Here is a 16962-nt window from a genome sequence, read left to right as displayed (position 1 = left end):
GGGCCCGAGCCGGATGATGTCCGGATCGGGCCCTCGGCGCACGTGGGCTCACCTGTCGGCTGCGGCCCCGCGCGGCTTCCTCTTCGTCCCGCGCGCGTCCGGGACCGGTCCGCGGCCGGCCGCGTGGTCGGCGAACGCGTCGGCCGCCGCGTCCGCGTCGCGGGACCGCAGCAGTCCGACGAGCCTGCCGTGCTCCTCCGCCATCGCGCTCCAGTCCCCCTCGAAGAGGGGGTCGGAGATGGCCCGCAGCGTGCGCAGGCTCGGTTCGACGACCTCCCACATCCGGGCCAGGAACGGGTTGCCCGCGATCCGGCTGACCAGCGTGTGGAACTCGATGTCGGCGTCGCGGAACAGGCTCACGTCGTTCGCCGCGACGGCGTCCCGCATCCGGTCGACCAGCGCGTCGAGTTCGCGGAGGTGGTCGTCGGTGAGGTGTTCGGTGGCGAGCTGCGCGGCGAGCCGTTCCAGCGGTTCGCGCACCTGCCGTGCGTACTCGGCGTCCCGCTCGGAGATCTCGACGACGAAGTGGCCGCGGCGCGGGACGTGCATGAGGAGGCCCTCACGCGCCAGACGCTTGACCGCCTCCCTCACCGGCGCCTGGCTCACTCCCAGGCGCCGGGCGATCTCCGACTCGACCACGCGCTCGTTCGGTCCGAGGTCGCCGTCGACGACGGCTTGGCGGAGCAGTTCGTAGACCTGATCCGAGATCAGGGTCTTGCGGAACCGGTCCTTGTTCGTGGCCAGCGTGGAGACGAATCCAGCCGACGCGGTCGATGCCATGAATTCCCAATCCTGCGACGGGTGACCAGTTGTGACATGGTACGCGCTCATCGCCTATCGATGGAATCTGGATGAGATATGCACGGGGGTACAGGTCCCGGAATCACCGGGCCGGGCCGTCCAGCCGCTTGGCCAGCCAGTCGAGTTTCACGACCTCGTGCGTGGGGCCTCCGCCCTCGTGGTCGTTGAACGGATAGGCGCGTATGTGCTTGTCCGCCTGGTCGACTCCGCCTTCGGCGCCGTAGTGGTTGAACGCCGCGTACCCGGTCGAGGGCGGGCAGATGTGGTCCATGAGCCCGACCGAGAACAGGGTCGGCGCGTTCGCCCTGCGCGCCAGGCTGACGCCGTCGAAGTACGCCAGCGTGCGGGCGACCGTGCCCGCGTGTTCCCTGTGCAGCTTCACGAACCGGGTGACCTCGGCGTACGGCGGTTTGTCGGTGATCGTGGTGGAGCGCGGGAAGTGGCAGAGGAACGGCACGTCCGGCATGACGGCCACGAGGTCCGGGACCAGGCCCGCCGCGGCCAGTGCGATACCACCGCCCTGGCTGGTGCCGGTGACCACGACGCGCGTGGGGTCGACCGAGGGGTGGGTGCGTACGGCGGCCACCGCGCGCACGGCGTCGGTGTACACCCGCCGGTAGAAGTAGCGTCGCGGGTCGAGCACGCCGCGGGTGAGGAAGCCGGGGGCGGCGATGTCGCCGGAGGCCGGATCGGGGTCGGGTGTCTCGGCGCCCTGCCCCCGGGTGTCCATGACGAAGTGCGCGTAGCCCGCGCAGGCCCACAGCCGCTTCTCGTGCGGGGCCCCGCGCCCGCTGCCGTATCCGAGGTACTCCACGACGGCGGGCAGCGGTCCCGAGCGGGTCGCGGGCAGCTGCAGCCAGCCGCGTACGGGGTGCCCGCCGTATCCGGCGAACGTCACGTCGTACGTGTCGATGGTGGCGAGCCCGTTGTGGACCGGCTCGAACGTCACGGCGGGAGCGAAGTCCCGCTGCCCGTCCAGGGTCTCGCGCCAGAACGCGTCGAAGTCCTCGGGCTCGTCCAGAACCGGGCGGTACCGCTCCAGTTCGTCCAGGGGCAGGTCGAACAAGGCCATGTCGCATCTCCGCTGAGGTCGGGGCCGGTGGGCCCGTGGGATTCTCAGATTCCGTCGGTCGTCGAAGAAATCGGTTCGGGGGAGTCCGACGGGAGCCGGACCCGGTCCAGGCCGTACACCCGGACGGCGTTGGTGTGCAGGATCTTCCGGCGCTCGTCCTCCGGGAGGCGGCCGAGCCCGAGGCAGGCGAGTTCCAGGGAGTCGGCGCGGCTGCCGCGCGGCAGGCAGATCGGCCAGTCGGAGCCGATGAGGCACCGGTCGGGCCCGACCACGTCCACCACACGCCCGACCAGCCCCGCGATCCGTTCGGGCGGTACGCCGTGCTGCTGGGTGAGCAGGCCGGAGACTTTGACGACCACGTTCGGCGCCAAGGCCGCCCGCTCCAGGTCCCGGTACCAGTCCCCGGGGTCCAGGCGGAGGTTCGGCGGGTTGCCGAGATGGTCGACGACCACGGTGAGTTCCGGGTGCCGGGCGGCGACGTCGGCCGCGGCACTCAGCGCGCCCGAGCCCAGGTTGAGCTCCAGCACCAGCCCGGCGGAGGCTAGTTCCGGCAGCAGCGCGCGGGCGGACTCCGGGCAGTCCGCCCAGCCCGCCCCGCCCATGCGCATGCCGTTCGGGCGGGTGTCGCCCAGGTCGGCGAGCAGCTCACGGAAGCGCCGGGGGCCGCCCCCGCCGTGCACGTGCAGATTTCCCACGTACCCCGCGACGAGGTCGGGGTGGCCGGTCCGCCGTGCGCGCAGGTCGAGCGTCTCGCCGGCGTCGCCGCGGGACCCCTCGACCAGGATCGCGGCGGACACCGCGGTGCCCGCCGCCGACGCTCGCAGGTCCTCGACGCGGAACGCCCGGTGATGCGGGCTTCCCGGGCGGATCCATGGGAATCCGCGCGCGGGGTCCCACAGGTGCACATGGCAGTCGATCACGGCCGGGATCCTCCTGAGGTGCCGTTCCCGAGTATTGACAGGCCGACTCGTGCCGGTGAGTCTAACCATCGGCTATCGATGGTCGATTGTGAAGGGCGGATGTTCTTGATGTCCAGGGACCGACGGACCAGTGGCTCGAACTCGGAAGAAGAGGTGGGGCGATGACAGCCGTTACCGTGCCCGGTCCCGGTCTCCGGGCGACCCGCCCCCTTGCCGAAGTGCCCCTCTGGGCTTCTCTTCAGCGGGAGTTGTTCGACCGTCAGGACAGAGCGTGGCGACTCTTCTCCGACCGTTACACCGAGGGCGACGGCCGCCTCGTCTTCCGGGACACGCTCGGTGTGGGCCCGGACGGCCGTGACGGCGTGGACGACTTCTACGAACCGTTCTTCAACTGGCCCACGCTGTACGTACTCGGCGGCAGCCCCGATCTCCTGGCGGCGGCACGGCGGCACTGGAGCGGTGTGTCCGCGCAGCTCACCGAAATGGGCATGCTCCAGGACGGGTTGGAGCGCGGCTACGACTGGTTCCACCAGGGCGAAGGCCTGTTGCTCTTCTACGGCCTGTGCCTGGCCGACCCCGGCGACCACCGGCTGCGGCAACTGGCGCACGTCTTCGCCGACTTCTATCTGCCCGGCGGACCGAACTACGACCCCCGGCACCGGGTCGTTCGCGCACCGCACAACGGATCGGCGGGTCCTCGCGAGGGTTTCAGCGACGAGGAGCCGCACTTCCCGTGGAGCCTCGCCCTGCGCCCGTACGGGCTGCCGCTCGACGCGATGGACGACGTCACGTCCTTCGACCGGCTCGCGGCCGACCCCGATCGTGCGCGCTCCTACGGCCGTGCGATGTGGGACCGGATGGGCCGCGGTGACACGATCGTCAACCTGGCCGCGACGGGGCTGGCCACGAATGCCTTCCTCCTCGGCGGCGAGCAGCGCTACGCGGACTGGGTGGCCGAGTACGTCGGCGCCTGGCGGGAGCGGCTCGACGGTCACGACGTCGTGCCGGACAACGCGGGCCTCAGTGGCAAGGTGGGCGAGTACCTGGGCGGCCGGTGGTACGGCGCGCACTACGGCTGGTCCTGGCCGCACGGCCTCTCCCCGGTGGGCAGCGCCACCCTCGTCGGAGCCTCCAACGCGGCCCTGCTGACCGGCGACCCGGCCTACCTCGACCTGGCCCGCAACCCACTCGACGCCGTCCTGCGGCAGGGTGAGCAGCGCGGTGCCGACGGCCGGGGCACCCTGGGGGAACGCTGGGATCCGCATCTGGACGCGATGGACGCCGACCGCACGCTGATGGTCCCGCAGCGGCACAACGACGACGGCTGGTTCGACTTCACGGTGATGCCCGGCCAACTGCCGCTCTCCCTCTGGCACTTCAGTCGGGAGGACGCGGATCAGGAACGTATCGAGCGGCTGCGCGCCGGCGCCAACTGGGACTGGACGGCGGTGCACACCCAGCGCATCAAGGACGAGGCGGGCCACGAGGAGCCGTGGTACGAGTTCCTGCAGGGCCGGAACCCGGGCTTCCCCGAGCGCATGCTGCGCAGCGCCCTCGACTCCTGCGCCGCACGCGTCGAGGCCATCGAGAACGACCCGGTGGACCCGGCGGTGGGCCCCGGCGTCCTCGACATCCACCACTGGCAAAACCTCAACCCCGTGGTCACCGAGGCGCTGCTGCAGCTGACCACCGGCTCCCCCCAGGTGCTCTACAACGGGGGCCTCACCCACATGCACCTGCGTTACTGGGACGCGGCCGGACAGCGCCCCGGGCTTCCCGAGGAGGTGGCGGCCCTCGTCTCCGACATCCGCCCCGAGCGCACCGTCGTGGACCTGGTCAACCTCGGTGGTACCGCGCGCTCGCTGGTGGTGCAGGCGGGCTCCTTCGCCGAACACACCGTGCACACCGCGCAGGTCGACGACGGTCCCGTCGAGGAGGTGGGCGGCCCCCACTGCCGCGTGGAACTGCCCGGAGGCACCCAGGTGAGGCTGACGCTGACGATGACCCTGCGCGGCGCCCGGCCCACCTGCGGCACCCCGTTCCGTCAGGAGGCGCGATGACCGTCCGACTGCCCTTCGACCTGCCCCGCCTGGGCATCGGAACCGCTCCGCTGGGAGGCCTGTTCGAGGAGGTGTCCGAGGCGGACGCGGCGGCCGTGCTGGAGGCCGCGGCCCGCGAGGGGATCACCTACTTCGACACGGCACCGCGCTACGGGCACGGCCAGGCGGAGGACCGGCTCGGCCGCCTGCTGGCTCCGGCGGGCGTCACGGCGCCGCTGATCTCCACGAAGACGGGCTGGCTGCTGCGGCCGAATCCCGACGGTTCGCCGGGCGAGGTCGTCACGGACTGGACGGAGGCCGGTATCCGCGCCTCCCTTGAGTCGAGCCTGGACCGCCTGGGCCGTTCGTCGGTCGACGTGCTCTATCTGCACGACCCCGACGCCTTCCCGGACGAGGTCCGGCGCACGGCCTACCCGGCGCTGCGCCGTCTGCGGGACGAAGGACTGGTACGGGCGATCGGGTTCGGCATGAACAACAGTGCGCCGCTCGCCGCGTACGTGGCGGAGTTCGACGTGGACGTCGTCCTCGTCGCGGGCCGGTTCTCGCTCCTGGACCACGACGCGCTGGGAACCCTGTTGCCGCTGTGCTTGAGGACCGGCACCGCGGTGGTGGTCGGCGGGGTTTTCAACACCGGTCTCCTCGCCGACCCCTCCCCCGGCGCGATGTTCAACTACCGCCCCGTTCCGGAGCGGGACCTGGCCCGTGCGCGGCGGTGCCGCGACCTGTGCGCGGAGTACGGAGTGCCGCTCGCCGCGGCGGCGGTCCAGTTCCCCTTCCTGCATCCGGCCGTCGCGTCGGTCGTCGTCGGCTGCCGGTCGGCCGCCGAGGTCACGGCGAACGCGGCGGCGTCGCGGTTCCGGGTCCCGGACGCGCTGTGGCGGCGGTTGGGTGAAGCGGGTTTCGTTCCGCCGGAGTTGGTCCCCGTCGGGGAGTGAACCGAATCGGCGCGACCCGGCCCGGCGCGTGCGGTGGGCCGGGGTCGCGCGGGCCGGGACGGCGACGCTCTCCGAACGGGTTCCGGCCGCTTTCCTGATGGCTCTCCTAACCCTTCCTTAAGGGAGTCGTAAGCATGTTCCGGAGAGCGGCTCCAGCCCCGGATTCGGCGTTCCGGGCGGCTAGTTTGCTGCTCACGGCGTCGGGCCCGCCTCGCTGGTACACCACCGCGAGCAGGGCCGGCCGCGTACCGACCGGGCCTCGTGCCCTCCCCCCTGCTCGAGGAGAACTGCCACCATGGGCCTCATCCCGACCGCCGCCCGCGCCCTCGCCCCCACGTCCGCCCGCCGGGTCGCGCCCGTTCTCGCTCTCGGTGTCGCCCCCCTCGCCCTGACGGTGCTGCTGGCCGGTCCCGCCGCCGCGCACGGCACGCTGACTGATCCGGTCAGCCGGGTCTCCGCGTGCTACGCGGAAGGTCCGGAGAACCCGAAGTCCGCCGCCTGCAAGGCCGCCGTCGCGGCCGGTGGGACCCAGGCGCTCTACGACTGGAACGGCGTGAACCTGGCCGCGGCGGCGGGCAGGCACCGGGAGGTGATTCCCGACGGGAAGCTGTGCAGCGCGGGCAACGAGAAGTTCAAGGGGCTCGATCTGCCACGCGCCGACTGGCCCTCCTCGCCGATGAGTTCCGGGAGGCACACCTTCAAGTTCCGGGCCACCGCGCCGCACAAGGGCACCTTCTCGCTCTACCTCACCAAGCCCGGATACGACCCCACCAAGCCCTTGACGTGGGCGGACCTCCAGGACAAGCCGTTCGCCGGCGCGACCGACCCGCAGTTGACGGACGGTTCCTACCTCTTCGACGGGACCGTGCCGCAGGCCTCCGGCCGGCAGCTGATCTACACCGTCTGGCAGCGTTCGGACTCCACGGAGGCCTTCTACGCGTGCTCGGACGTGGTGTTCGGCGGGGAGGGTACCGGCGGCGGTGCCCCGGCCGCCTCCGCCCCGTCCGAGGCGGAGATCGAGGCCGGTGCCGCGCAGTCGTCCGTGGAGCACCAGGGCCACGGGGACGACGACGCGGCCACCGACGCGGAGGTGACCGGGGCGCCGCCGGCCGCCGCCACCGACGCGCACCACGGTGGGAGCACGCCCGCGGCGAGCCCGGCCTCCCCGGCCCCCGCGGCCTCCTCCGCTGCTGGTTCCGCCGGTTCCGGTTCCGTCGGCGGAACCGTCCCGGACGAGGCGCTCGCCGCGACCGGCGGGGACAGCAACACCCCCTACCTGGCGATCGGCGGGGCGGCGGCCGTGGCCATCGGCACCAGCGCGCTGTTCGCCTCACTGCGCCGCCGCTCGAACCGCGCCTCGTTCGGACGCTGAACGAGGCGCTCGACCGAGCGCGCGACCCGGCGCCGAACCGGCCTCCTGATGGGGCCGTTCGAGCGCGCCGGTGACGGACGGGTCCCGGCCGGGTGTCCAGCACCACCTGGCCGGGGCCGCCGGGCTCTGCGTCCCCTGACCGGCACGGGGCGCAGAGCCCGGATCTCCTTCCACCCGGAGGTTCTCCCCACCGGCGGGTGCGCGGGCCGGGTCAGTAGGTCCCGACGTCCACCGACGGCGGTCCGTCGTGCCAGGTGCAGATCACCGATACGTGTTCCGCGCCGGAGGTGAACTCCACCCGGATCCAGTCGGCCGTCTTCCATACCTGCATCGACCAGCCCGTCCGGGGGACCGCGGACACGAGCGTCGCGGACGTGCTGCCGAGGTCGAAGACCGCACGGCCGCCGGCCGTGTCGTATCCCGCGATCCGCCCCTCGCTGTCGGCCGAACCGGGCGACGGGGTGGGCGCGGTGGCGGGAGGCTTCGTGTCGGCCTGCGCGGGCGCGGTGGTCCGGGGCGCCGCCGCCGTGCCCCGCGGGGAGGCCGGAGTACCAACGGGCGCGGAGACCGGCGGGGCGGTTCGGGGCGACGGCGGCACGGTCGTGGCCGCCGCGCTCGGACTCGGACTCGGGCTCGCCGACAGGAACGGCAGGGCTCGCGGGGGTACGTGCGTCTGCTCGGTCATGACCGAGTGCACCCCCCACCAGGACAATGTGACCGCGCCCCCCGTGCCGACGATCCAGACCAGAGCGTGCAGAAGTGCCTTGTGCATGGCGGCACATGATGCCCCACCCGGGCGCCCGGCGGGGCCCGGAGAAGCGTTGCGCCCGCATTGTCCGTAATATCTTCCGCCCCGACGGCGGCGATGACAGTTCGTCGACTACGGTGCGGCCCATGGCACGTGTGCTCGTCGTCGAGGACGACCCCTTCGTCCGTTCGGCGCTGATCCGGCATCTGACCGACGCCTCCCACACCGTACGCAGCGTGGGGACGGCCCTCGAAGCGCTGCGCGAAGCCTCCCAGCAGCCCTTCGATCTGGTCGTCCTCGACCTGGGACTGCCGGACCTGAACGGCGGGGAGGCGCTGAAGATGCTGCGGGGCATCACCGACGTGCCGGTGATCATCGCGACCGCGCTGGACGACGAAGCCGAGGTCGTGCGCCTGTTGCACGCGGGGGCGGACGACTACCTGACGAAACCGTTCTCCTTCGACCACCTCTCGGCCCGGATGACCGCCGTCCTGCGACGCGCCGGAGCGGCCGGCGGGGCCGCCCCGGCACCGGGCCCCCTCCGGGTCGGCGGACTGAGCGTCGATCCCCCGCGCCGGGTGGCGCAACTCGACGGCGTACCGCTGGACCTGGCCCGCCGGGAGTTCGACCTGCTGGCCTACCTGGCCCGGATGCCGGGGGTCGTGGTGTCGCGCAGGCAGCTCCTCGCCGAGGTGTGGCAGCAGGGGTACGGAGACGACCAGACCGTCGACGTGCACCTGTCGTGGCTGCGCAGGAAGCTGGGCGAGACCGCCGCGCGGCCCCGCTACCTCCACACGCTGCGCGGGGTCGGCGTGAAGCTGGAGGCGCCCGGCGCGCAGCAGCCGGGGTGAGGTGGGCCCTGGCGAAGGTGGCTCTCGCCGTCACGACCATGGTGGCGGTGGCGTTCGCGGTGCCGCTCGGCCTGGTCGTACGGGAGATGGCGCGCGACCGCGCCTTCTCGGCCGCGGAACGCGAGGCGGCGGCCGTGGCCCCCGCGCTCTCCATCACCACCGAACCCGACCAGCTCCGCCGCGTCGTCGCCGCCGCCGCTCCGCGCTCCGCGGTCGCGGTGCACCTGCCGCAACGCGCGGGAGGCGCGCCCGCCGTCGTCGGCGGAGGCCGGGCGGTGGCGGCTGCCGTCGAGGAGACCCGACGGCTCGGCCGGGCGTCCACCACCACGGTCCCCGGCGGATTCGCCCTGCTCCAACCGGTGGCGGCCGGCACCGGGGAGATCGCCGTCATCGAGGTGTACGTCTCCGCCTCCGACGTCGGCAGGGGGGTCACCAGGGCGTGGGTGGTGCTCGCCGCGGTCGGCGTGGGACTCGTCGCCGGTTCCGTGGTGGCCGCCGACCGCCTGGGCGTGCGTACGGTGCGTCCCGCGCGCAGGCTCGCCGAGGGCGCACGCGGGCTGGGCGCGGGCGACCTGGACATCCGCATTCCCGAAGAAGGTCCGGGCGAACTGCGCCTGGCGGCAGCCGCGTTCAACTCGATGGCCGAGCAGCTGACGCAGCTGCTCGCCGGGGAGCGGGAGCGGGCCGCCGACCTGTCCCACCGACTGCGTACGCCCCTGACCGTGCTGCGGCTGAACGCCGCTTCGCTGGGCGAGGGCCCGGCCGCCGAGCAGACCCGGGCGGCGGTGGCGCAGCTGGAGCGGGAGGTGGACACCATCATCCGTACCGCCCGGCAGGCCGCCGCCGGACCGCGCCGGCCGGTCGGGCAGGGCGCGGGGTGCGACGCGGCCGACGTGGTCCGCGAGCGGATGGCGTTCTGGTCGGCCCTGGCGGAGGACCAGGGCCGCACCGCGAGCGTCGCCGGGATCAGCCTGCCGGTGCCCGTCCCGGTGTCCCGCGCCGAGCTGGCCGCCGCCCTCGACGCGCTGCTCGGCAACGTCTTCCGGCACACGCCGGAGGGCACTCCGTTCGCGGTCGACGTGCACGGCGGCGACGACGCGGTGCTCGTCCTGGTCTCCGACGCCGGTCCCGGCATCCCCGACCCGGCGGCGGCACTGGAACGCGGCACGGGGTCGGGCACCGCGGGCTCCACCGGCCTGGGGCTGGACATCGCGCGGCGTCTCGCCGAATCGACGGGCGGCGACATCCGGGTCGGGACGAGCGTGCTGGGCGGGGCCGAGATGCGGTTGCGCATACAGCGCGGCGGCGCGGGGTCCGGGCAGGGGGGCCGGAGCGCCGGGAGGGGCAGACGGCGTTCACGGGCAGGGCGGGACGGCTTCTCCCGCGGCGGTGGCGGCAGGGCTGCTCCGAAGGCCCGCTGACGGTGCCGGTGACCGTGCCGGTGCCGGTAACCGTGCGAGGTCGCTCCGCCCCGTACGCGCCCGCACCGGCCGCCCGGCTCAGGTGTGCCCGCCGCTGAGGTGTGCCGCCCGCTCAGGTGTCCTGGCCGCGCGCCCGGGTCAGCTGTTTCACTTCGATGATGGTCGCGACGGCGCGCAGCCAGGTCGCCGCGGTGTCGTCGGCGGCGATCCCGCCCACGAGTTCGGCGCCGGTCCGCAGCCACTCGTGCACGAGGACGGCGGCCTCCCGGCCCGGTACGGGTTCGGGCAGCTCCGCGGCGCGGGCGAGTCCCCCGGCGCGCACGGTGTCGGCGAGGAAGGCGACCGAGCGCGGCTCGGTGCCGAGGCGGTCCAGGACGACGGCCGCTGCCGCGGCGCCGTCGCCGATCAGGGCGGTGCGCCGGGGACCGGGTCCGGCGGTGAGGCCGTAGCGGAGCAGGACGGTGATGTCGAGCCGGGCCAGCTCGTCGTCCGTGTGGTCCGGCGGGTGCGGTGCGTCGTTCATGGCGGGGCCTCGGCTATCTCGTCCCAGCTGGTTGGTCCGCTGCGGTTCAGTTGACGGTGACGGTGTACGTGATGCGTTCGGGAGCCGGAGAGGGGGAGGAGGAGGCCGTCCCCGCGGCCGGGGTGGCGGAGGGCCCGGCCGATTCCGGCGGCTGCGTGGAGGTGTTGCCCCGGCACGTGGTGAAGGTGCAGTGCAGCAAGGTGAACCGGGTGGTCCCCTTGCCCTTGGCCTCGAAGGTGAAGGTGAGCTTGCCGCCCGCACCGGCCGTCGCCCCGTCACCGGAGTCCGCCGCGTACTCCTTGCCGCGGTCGGCCAGTACCGTGCTGTCCGGCCCGGGGTCGACCAGGTACCAGTAGTCGCGGGTGGAGGCGTTCTGGTCGACGGTGAGCGAGAAGCGTTCGCCCGGCTCGGCCGTGATGCTGGTGTCCTTCACCGGATGGCTCGTGACGCCCGAGGAGCCGCCCGGCTCGTCGCCGCCCGAGTCGCACCCGGTGGCGGCGAGGGCGAGGAGCGCGACGGCCGCGACCGCGGCACCGCCCCGGTCACCGCGGAAGATAGACGCTGTACGCATTGGGGAGATCACTGTTGGAAGCCTTGCCCATGTGGCCGTTGATGAAGTCGTCCTCGCTGACCCAAGTGGTCTCGCCCCAAGGGTTGTACACCTGGAGCATGTCACCTTCCTGGGCGATGATGGTCATCGCGTGGGCGCCCTCCTCGCCCGAGACGTCGACCGGCACCGGACGCCCCTGTGCCACCGACCTCTCGACCTCGGTGAGGACCGCTCTGCGGTCGGCGGCGTCGTCCAGGTCCTGGCGCTGGTAGTCGCTGCCGGTGGCCCGGCCGACGGTGGAGTCGTTGATCCGCTCCTGCCCCTCGGGCCCCATGCCGCCCCACTTCTCGCCGCCGTCGCCCTCGGTGTGCAGCCGGTGCTGTTCCTCCACCAGCCGCTGCCGGAAGGCGTCGGGGTCGTCCTGCTGTCCGTCGGGGCCGCCGGTGAGTTCGAGCGCGTACAGGGGATCGACCATGGCGCGGGACGTGACGGTGGACGAGGCCACGCAGGTGCCCTCGGAACCGTCGCCGCCCTGGATCCACAATTGGCCGTCGAACGTGACGGAGTCCTTGTTGTTGTTCGAACCGTCCGGTGCCAGGCCCTCGTCGTTCATGCTGTCGCCGGCGGTGACCACCGGAGTGAGGTGGCGGCGCAGCCAGTCGGGGTCCTTGCCGTGGATCTTGTCCTGGAACCGCTCGATCTCGTCGACGCTGTGGCCCGCGGCCAGGGCCTTCATCAGATAGGCCCGCTCCTGCGGGCTGTCCGAGTTCGCCAGCATCCGTTCCATGGCGGTCTCGTCGTCGAGGCTCAGCTGGTCCATCCGGGTCGACGCGCGCTCCAGGTCGCCGGCCGTGAGGATCTCGTTCAGCTCGGTGTCGGCGCCCGCGACCCCGGTGTCGGCGAGCATCAGCTTGTCGACGGCGGTGAGTTCGCTGGTTCCCATCTTCCCGGCCCGTGCCTCGGCGGCCCACTTGTTCAGGTCCCGGGCCGCGACGCGGGTGGCTTCCTGCGCCTCGGAGACGGCGGCGTGCATCAGGTCGACCGCAAAGGAGCCGAAGTGGGCGGCGTTCTTGCGGTCCCACTCCTCGTCGTCGTTCTCGTGCAGGTTGTCGAAGAACCCGTCCTTGCCGCCCAGCACCTGCTTCTGCTCCAGCAGTTGTCCGCGGCCCTGCTCGTCCTTGCGCTGCGCGGCGCCGATGGCGTCGGCCAGTGTCAGCAGGACCGTCGCGCAGCCGTGGAAGGCCTCACTCATCTGGGTCACGGCCCGCCCGGCGGCGTTCACCGCGTCGGAGGCGAGGACGCTCGTGTCGCCGACCCACACCTCCGGAATGCCTTTGCGGCCCACCCGGTCGACCTGGTCGAAGACACTGCCGAGGGGGCCCACTTGGCCGCGGTAGAGACTCGCCAGTCCCTCCAGCACGCCCTGGTCGCCGCCCGGTTCGGGCACGGAGAGGGCTTGACCGATCAGGTCGAGGACCTCGTTCTTGCTCCCGGCGGCGAGCAGCTTCTCGGACAGCGCGGCCAGCGTCGCGAGGCGGACCGAGGGGGAATCGAAAGGAGAGGGGAAGAAGGACACCGGCCCGACCTCAGTAGCTCGACAGGGACGAGGCGTGGCCGCCCTGCGTCGACGGGCCGGTCGTGCCGCTCACGCCGTCGGCGGGGACGCTGTCCATGCGCGTCCTCACCAGCCCTTCGGCACCGTTGTAGGAGCCCTTGGCCAACTGCACCTTGCCACCGAGCTCGTGCAACGCCGACGCCAGGTTCTTGGACTCGGCCTCCCACGCCTTGACGAAAGCGTTGAGCGCGGAGGCGGCGTCGCTGCCGCCCGCGTCGTCGTACGCGTACGTCGTACGGGTCTTGACGGCCGCGCTGACGCCGTCCATGTCCGTACCGGCTTCGTCGAGTTGTTGCGCCTGGCCGGTCATCCCCGCTTTGACCTGGTAGCCGTCGAACCCCACCGCGTCTCCCCCGTACGTGTTCGATTATGAGCGCAGGCTAACACCCGCCGCACGGGAGAAGGGGGCCTTCATCCGCCGCACACAGCTCCTCGACATCACCCACCCCCGCGGAGCGGCCGAGCCCCGTTCCGGGCGGGGAGGCGAAACGATCAAAGGTGCGCGGGACCTTGACACCCCGGCACGGCAGGAGGAGCATCCTCCCGTCGTTGACAACGTTGTCGGGACAGGTTCGCCCGTGCAGGCAACGGCGTTTCCGCCTCCCGCCCGTTGACCGTCCGTCACACACGAAGGGCAGGACCGGTGTCAGACACGCACAACCGTCGGACCCACCCCGGGCGCAGAGCTTCTCGCTGCGTCGCGGTGACCGCCATGGCCGCTCTGGGACTGGCCGCCACAGCCGCCTCCGCATCGGCGGCCTCCTCGTACGACACCGTCAAGGACCCGGTGTCGTACGTCCACCCGCTGATCGGCACCGCGAACGCGGGCAACACCTACCCGGGCGCCGTGCAGCCGTTCGGCATGCTGGCCTGGAGCCCGCAGAACTCGCGGGGCAAGCAGGTCTCGACACCCGCTCCCGGCGGCTACCAGTACGACGCGACGAAGATCCGCGGCTTCAGCCTGACCCACCTGAACGGCGTCGGGTGCTCCGGGGCGAACGGCGACATCCCGATCATGCCGTACGTGGGTGACGTCGACACCTCGCCCACCTCGGACGCCACCGACGCGAAGTACGCGAGCGACTTCTCGCACGCGGACGAGACGGCCACCCCCGGCTACTACAAGGTGGGCCTGGCCAGCGGTGCTTCGGCGGCGCTCACCACCACCGCCCGCACCGGCACCGGGCAGTTCGGCTTCCCCGCGGACAAGCCGGCCACCATGCTCTTCCGCACCTCGAACTCGGAGAGCGGCAGCACCGCCGCGACGGTGGAGATCAACAAGGCCGAGCGGACGGTGACGGGCTCCGTCACCGCGGGCAACTTCTGCGGCCCGCAGAGCGCGAACAACCGCAAGGCCCTCTACACGCTTTACTTCACCGCCCACTTCGACAAGGACTTCGCCAAGGTCGGCACCTGGACGGACGACACCGTCCAGCCCGGGTCCACCTCGGCGTCCGGCGGTACGGGGTACAGCTCCTCCGGCAACCCGGTGGCGGGCAAGGGCTCCGGCGCGTACGTCACCTTCGCCGACGGGACCACCGAGGCCGAGGCCAAGGTCGCCGTCTCCTACGTCAGCGCGCAGAACGCGGAGGACAACCTCCGTACGGAGAACGGGCGCAAGCAGACGTTCGACTCCGTCCGGAAGCAGGCCGCAAAGACCTGGAACAAGGCGCTGAAGACGATCGAGGTGGGCGGCGGCACCGACGCCCAGCGGTCCACCTTCTACACCGCGCTCTACCACTCGATGCTGGAACCCACCCTGACCAGCGACGTGGACGGCCGCTACCTCGGCGCCGACCTCAAGCCGCACAAGCTCGCCAAGGGACAGAAGGCGCAGTACGGCACCTTCTCGGGCTGGGACCAGTACCGCGCGCAGGTGCAGCTGATGACCCTGGTCAACCCGCGGGCGGGCAGCGACTACGCCCAGTCCCTCTACAACTACGCGAGCCAGCGCGGGGGTGAGTGGGACCGCTGGCTGCTGGAGAACGGCAAGACCAGCGTGATGTCGGGTGACCCCTCCGCCGCGGCGGTCGCCGGGATCTACGCCTTCGGCGGCCACGACTTCGACGTCAAGGGGGCGCTGAAGTCGCTGGTGACGGCGGCCACCGTGCCGACGGCGAACGACTCCGACAGCTCGGGCTGCAACGTCGAGTGCGTCGGCCAGCGGCCCGCGCTCGACAAGTACCTGGAGCTCGGCTACGTACCGGCGGACGGCTGCCACTGCTGGGGCGGCGCCGCCGAGACGCTGGAGGACGCGGCGGCCGACTACGGCCTGTCCGAGCTGTCCCGGCAGACCGGCAGGACCGCCGACGCGAAGAAGTTCCTCGCACGCTCGGGCAGTTGGTCGTACGTCTTCGACGCCAACGCCACCCCCGAGGGCGGCTACATCCGCGACCGCAAGGCCGACGGCACCTGGGCCGGCACTTTCACCCCGGGCACCGGCACCGGCTTCGTCGAGGGCACCAGCGCGCGCTACACCTGGATGGTCTACTCGGACGTCGCGGGGCTCTCCGCCGCGATGGGCGGGAACGCCACCACGGTGAAGCGGCTGGACGCCTTCTTCCGCACGCCGGACGGGAAGTTCGACTTCACGGCGAAGGACGCCACCCGGTACGACCCGACCAACGAGCCCGACATCAACGCCCCGTACCTCTACAACTACCTCGGCGCTCCGTACAAGACGCAGGAGACGGTCCGTGCCGAGGTGGACCAGCTGTGGACCGACACCCCGGGCGGCATCCCCGGCAACGACGACGCCGGCACCATGTCGTCCTGGTACGTGTTCTCGGCGCTGGGCATGTACCCGCAGAACCCCAGCCGCGCCGACCTGGTCCTCACCGCTCCGCTGTTCCCGCACGCGGTGGTGCACACCGGCCACGGGAAGACCATCACGATCAAGGCACCGGCCGCCTCGTCGGCCAACACCTACATCCACGGCCTGAAGGTCGACGGCAAGAAGACCGAGAAGACCTGGGTCCCGGCCTCCTTCGTCACCCGGGGCGGCACGCTGGACTACACGCTCGGCGCCACGGCGGACACCTCCTGGGGCAGCGCGGCGGCCGACGCCCCGCCGTCCTTCCCCGGCGGCGGCGTGAAGTACTTCACCGGCGCGACTCCCGAGCAGGTGAAGACCGAGCCGGGCACGGGCAGCGCGGAGACCACCGTCAAGGTGCAGACCCTGGAGACCAAGGCCACCTCGGTCCACTGGACGGCGGCGGCTCCGCCCGGTGTCACCGTCGCACCCGCGGCGGGCGACTTCACCGTCCCGGCGGGCGGCTCGGTGAGCGCGAAGCTCACCGTTTCGGCCGCGGCGGACACGGCCGAGGGCCACTACACGATCCCGGTGACGCTGAAGTCCTCCGACGGCACCACCCTCCCGAAGACCTCGGTCGCGGTGACCGTCGCCGAGAAGAACGGCGTGCTGTGGAACCGCAACAGCACCGGCATCTCCACCGACGACACGAACCCGCAGGCCAACTTCGACGGTGAGGGCTGGAGTTACTCGGCCGCCGCGCTCGCCGCGGCGGGTGCGGTGCCGGGCGGCACGGTCTCGTCCAACGGCTTCGACTTCACCTGGCCGAAGGCAGGCGCCGGTGACCCCGACAACATCGAGGTCACCGGCACCACCCCGCAGGTGCTGAACGTCCCCTCCGCCGAGGGCGACACGAAGCTGAGCCTGCTGGGCAGCGCGGCCGAGGGCGCGGCCACCGGCAAGCTGACGCTGACGTACACCGACGGCACCACCCAGCAGGCCGACATCGGCTTCAGCGACTGGACGCTGGGCGGCGGCTCCCAGCAGCCGTCGTACGGCAACACGGTCGCGGTCCACACCGCGTACCGCGACGTCCAGGGCGGCGGCAAGGACCCGGTGGGCACGGAGGTGTTCTCCTCCGTGCCGATCGCGCTCCAGGCGGGCAAGCGGCTGGCGAGCGTGACGCTGCCCACCACCACGAACGGCGGCATCATCCACGTCTTCGCGGTGGCCACCGCCTGACCCGTCCGTCCTGGAGGACCGACCACGCCCCCGGGGCCGGGGCCCCCCCCCCCGCGGGGGGGCCCGCCCCCGGGTGCGTCCGAGGGCTGGGCGCCACACC

14 protein-coding genes are annotated in these 16962 nt (G+C 72.3%); 6 read left to right on the top strand and 8 right to left on the bottom strand.

Features of this window, described 5'->3' with window-relative positions:
• Positions 1–48 precede the first annotated feature (48 nt).
• From ACFWEE_RS30595 to ACFWEE_RS30585, 3 genes are all read right to left on the bottom strand, one after another.
• Positions 49–780: a GntR family transcriptional regulator gene (locus ACFWEE_RS30595; protein WP_386894112.1), complete on the bottom strand. Its 732-nt coding sequence runs from the start codon at positions 778–780 to the stop codon at positions 49–51.
• Positions 781–883: 103 nt separating this feature from the next.
• Entirely contained in the window at positions 884–1873 is a 990-nt protein-coding gene (locus ACFWEE_RS30590) for an acetylxylan esterase (RefSeq protein ID WP_386894110.1), read from the bottom strand.
• 44 nt (positions 1874–1917) lie between these two features.
• Positions 1918–2793 carry an amidohydrolase family protein gene (locus ACFWEE_RS30585; protein ID WP_386894108.1) on the bottom strand — a complete coding sequence of 292 codons (876 nt, stop codon included), beginning with the start codon at positions 2791–2793 and terminating at the stop codon, positions 1918–1920.
• Between the two features lie 161 nt (positions 2794–2954).
• Here ACFWEE_RS30585 and ACFWEE_RS30580 point away from each other — a divergent pair, with 161 nt between their 5' ends.
• From ACFWEE_RS30580 to ACFWEE_RS30570, 3 genes are all read left to right on the top strand, one after another.
• Positions 2955–4853: a hypothetical protein gene (locus tag ACFWEE_RS30580; RefSeq protein ID WP_386894106.1), complete on the top strand. Its 1899-nt coding sequence runs from the start codon at positions 2955–2957 to the stop codon at positions 4851–4853.
• Positions 4850–5788, top strand: coding sequence for an aldo/keto reductase (locus ACFWEE_RS30575; RefSeq protein WP_386894104.1), 939 nt, complete (start codon positions 4850–4852; stop codon positions 5786–5788). Before ACFWEE_RS30580 ends, ACFWEE_RS30575 begins: the two co-directional genes overlap by 4 nt.
• Positions 5789–6083: 295 nt before the next feature.
• Positions 6084–7160 (top strand): lytic polysaccharide monooxygenase, encoded by a 1077-nt coding sequence (locus tag ACFWEE_RS30570; RefSeq protein ID WP_386894102.1) that lies wholly within the window; start codon positions 6084–6086, stop codon positions 7158–7160.
• Positions 7161–7371: 211 nt separating this feature from the next.
• Here the strand turns inward: ACFWEE_RS30570 and ACFWEE_RS30565 are convergent, their stop codons facing one another.
• Positions 7372–7932, bottom strand: coding sequence for a hypothetical protein (locus ACFWEE_RS30565; protein ID WP_386894100.1), 561 nt, complete (start codon positions 7930–7932; stop codon positions 7372–7374).
• 122 nt (positions 7933–8054) lie between these two features.
• On the opposite strand from ACFWEE_RS30565, the gene ACFWEE_RS30560 reads away from it, so the two are divergent.
• Complete coding sequence (locus tag ACFWEE_RS30560; protein ID WP_386894098.1) at positions 8055–8759, top strand: response regulator transcription factor; 705 nt, start codon at positions 8055–8057, stop codon at positions 8757–8759.
• Positions 8756–10180 carry a sensor histidine kinase gene (locus ACFWEE_RS30555; RefSeq protein ID WP_386894096.1) on the top strand — a complete coding sequence of 475 codons (1425 nt, stop codon included), beginning with the start codon at positions 8756–8758 and terminating at the stop codon, positions 10178–10180. Before ACFWEE_RS30560 ends, ACFWEE_RS30555 begins: the two co-directional genes overlap by 4 nt.
• A gap of 112 nt (positions 10181–10292) precedes the next feature.
• Here ACFWEE_RS30555 and ACFWEE_RS30550 read toward each other — a convergent pair whose 3' ends face one another.
• The 4 genes from ACFWEE_RS30550 to ACFWEE_RS30535 are packed head-to-tail and all read right to left on the bottom strand — an operon-like array spanning position 10293 to position 13211.
• Complete coding sequence (locus ACFWEE_RS30550) at positions 10293–10703, bottom strand: hypothetical protein (RefSeq protein ID WP_386894094.1); 411 nt, start codon at positions 10701–10703, stop codon at positions 10293–10295.
• Positions 10704–10749: 46 nt separating this feature from the next.
• Positions 10750–11274: a protease inhibitor I42 family protein gene (locus ACFWEE_RS30545; RefSeq protein ID WP_386894092.1), complete on the bottom strand. Its 525-nt coding sequence runs from the start codon at positions 11272–11274 to the stop codon at positions 10750–10752.
• A complete protein-coding gene (locus ACFWEE_RS30540; RefSeq protein WP_386894090.1) occupies positions 11246–12829 on the bottom strand; it encodes a peptidoglycan-binding protein in 1584 nt (527 codons plus the stop codon). Before ACFWEE_RS30540 ends, ACFWEE_RS30545 begins: the two co-directional genes overlap by 29 nt.
• Positions 12830–12839: 10 nt before the next feature.
• Positions 12840–13211: a hypothetical protein gene (locus tag ACFWEE_RS30535; protein WP_386894088.1), complete on the bottom strand. Its 372-nt coding sequence runs from the start codon at positions 13209–13211 to the stop codon at positions 12840–12842.
• Between the two features lie 369 nt (positions 13212–13580).
• Between ACFWEE_RS30535 and ACFWEE_RS30530 the strand changes: the two genes are divergently transcribed.
• Positions 13581–16862, top strand: a complete 3282-nt coding sequence (locus ACFWEE_RS30530; RefSeq protein ID WP_386894086.1) for a GH92 family glycosyl hydrolase — start codon at positions 13581–13583, stop codon at positions 16860–16862.
• Positions 16863–16962: the final 100 nt, after the last annotated feature.

This window comes from Streptomyces sp. NPDC060184 (assembly GCF_042728795.1).
Taxonomy (GTDB): Bacteria; Actinomycetota; Actinomycetes; order Streptomycetales; family Streptomycetaceae; genus Streptomyces.
The sequence above is the reverse complement of the archived record's forward strand: the minus strand, read 5'-3'. Positions and strand labels throughout refer to the sequence as shown.

Bases quoted from the DNA above. Each gene is read 5' to 3' on its own strand.
- ACFWEE_RS30580 (WP_386894106.1), top strand. From the start codon at position 2,955: ATGACAGCCGTTACCGTGCCCGGTCCCGGTCTCCGGGCGACCCGCCCC.
- ACFWEE_RS30570 (WP_386894102.1), top strand. From the start codon at position 6,084: ATGGGCCTCATCCCGACCGCCGCCCGCGCCCTCGCCCCCACGTCCGCC.
- ACFWEE_RS30545 (WP_386894092.1), bottom strand. From the start codon at position 11,274: ATGCGTACAGCGTCTATCTTCCGCGGTGACCGGGGCGGTGCCGCGGTC.
- ACFWEE_RS30550 (WP_386894094.1), bottom strand. From the start codon at position 10,703: ATGAACGACGCACCGCACCCGCCGGACCACACGGACGACGAGCTGGCC.
- ACFWEE_RS30595 (WP_386894112.1), bottom strand. From the start codon at position 780: ATGGCATCGACCGCGTCGGCTGGATTCGTCTCCACGCTGGCCACGAAC.
- ACFWEE_RS30560 (WP_386894098.1), top strand. From the start codon at position 8,055: ATGGCACGTGTGCTCGTCGTCGAGGACGACCCCTTCGTCCGTTCGGCG.
- ACFWEE_RS30565 (WP_386894100.1), bottom strand. From the start codon at position 7,932: ATGCACAAGGCACTTCTGCACGCTCTGGTCTGGATCGTCGGCACGGGG.
- ACFWEE_RS30590 (WP_386894110.1), bottom strand. From the start codon at position 1,873: ATGGCCTTGTTCGACCTGCCCCTGGACGAACTGGAGCGGTACCGCCCG.
- ACFWEE_RS30530 (WP_386894086.1), top strand. From the start codon at position 13,581: ATGGCCGCTCTGGGACTGGCCGCCACAGCCGCCTCCGCATCGGCGGCC.
- ACFWEE_RS30575 (WP_386894104.1), top strand. From the start codon at position 4,850: ATGACCGTCCGACTGCCCTTCGACCTGCCCCGCCTGGGCATCGGAACC.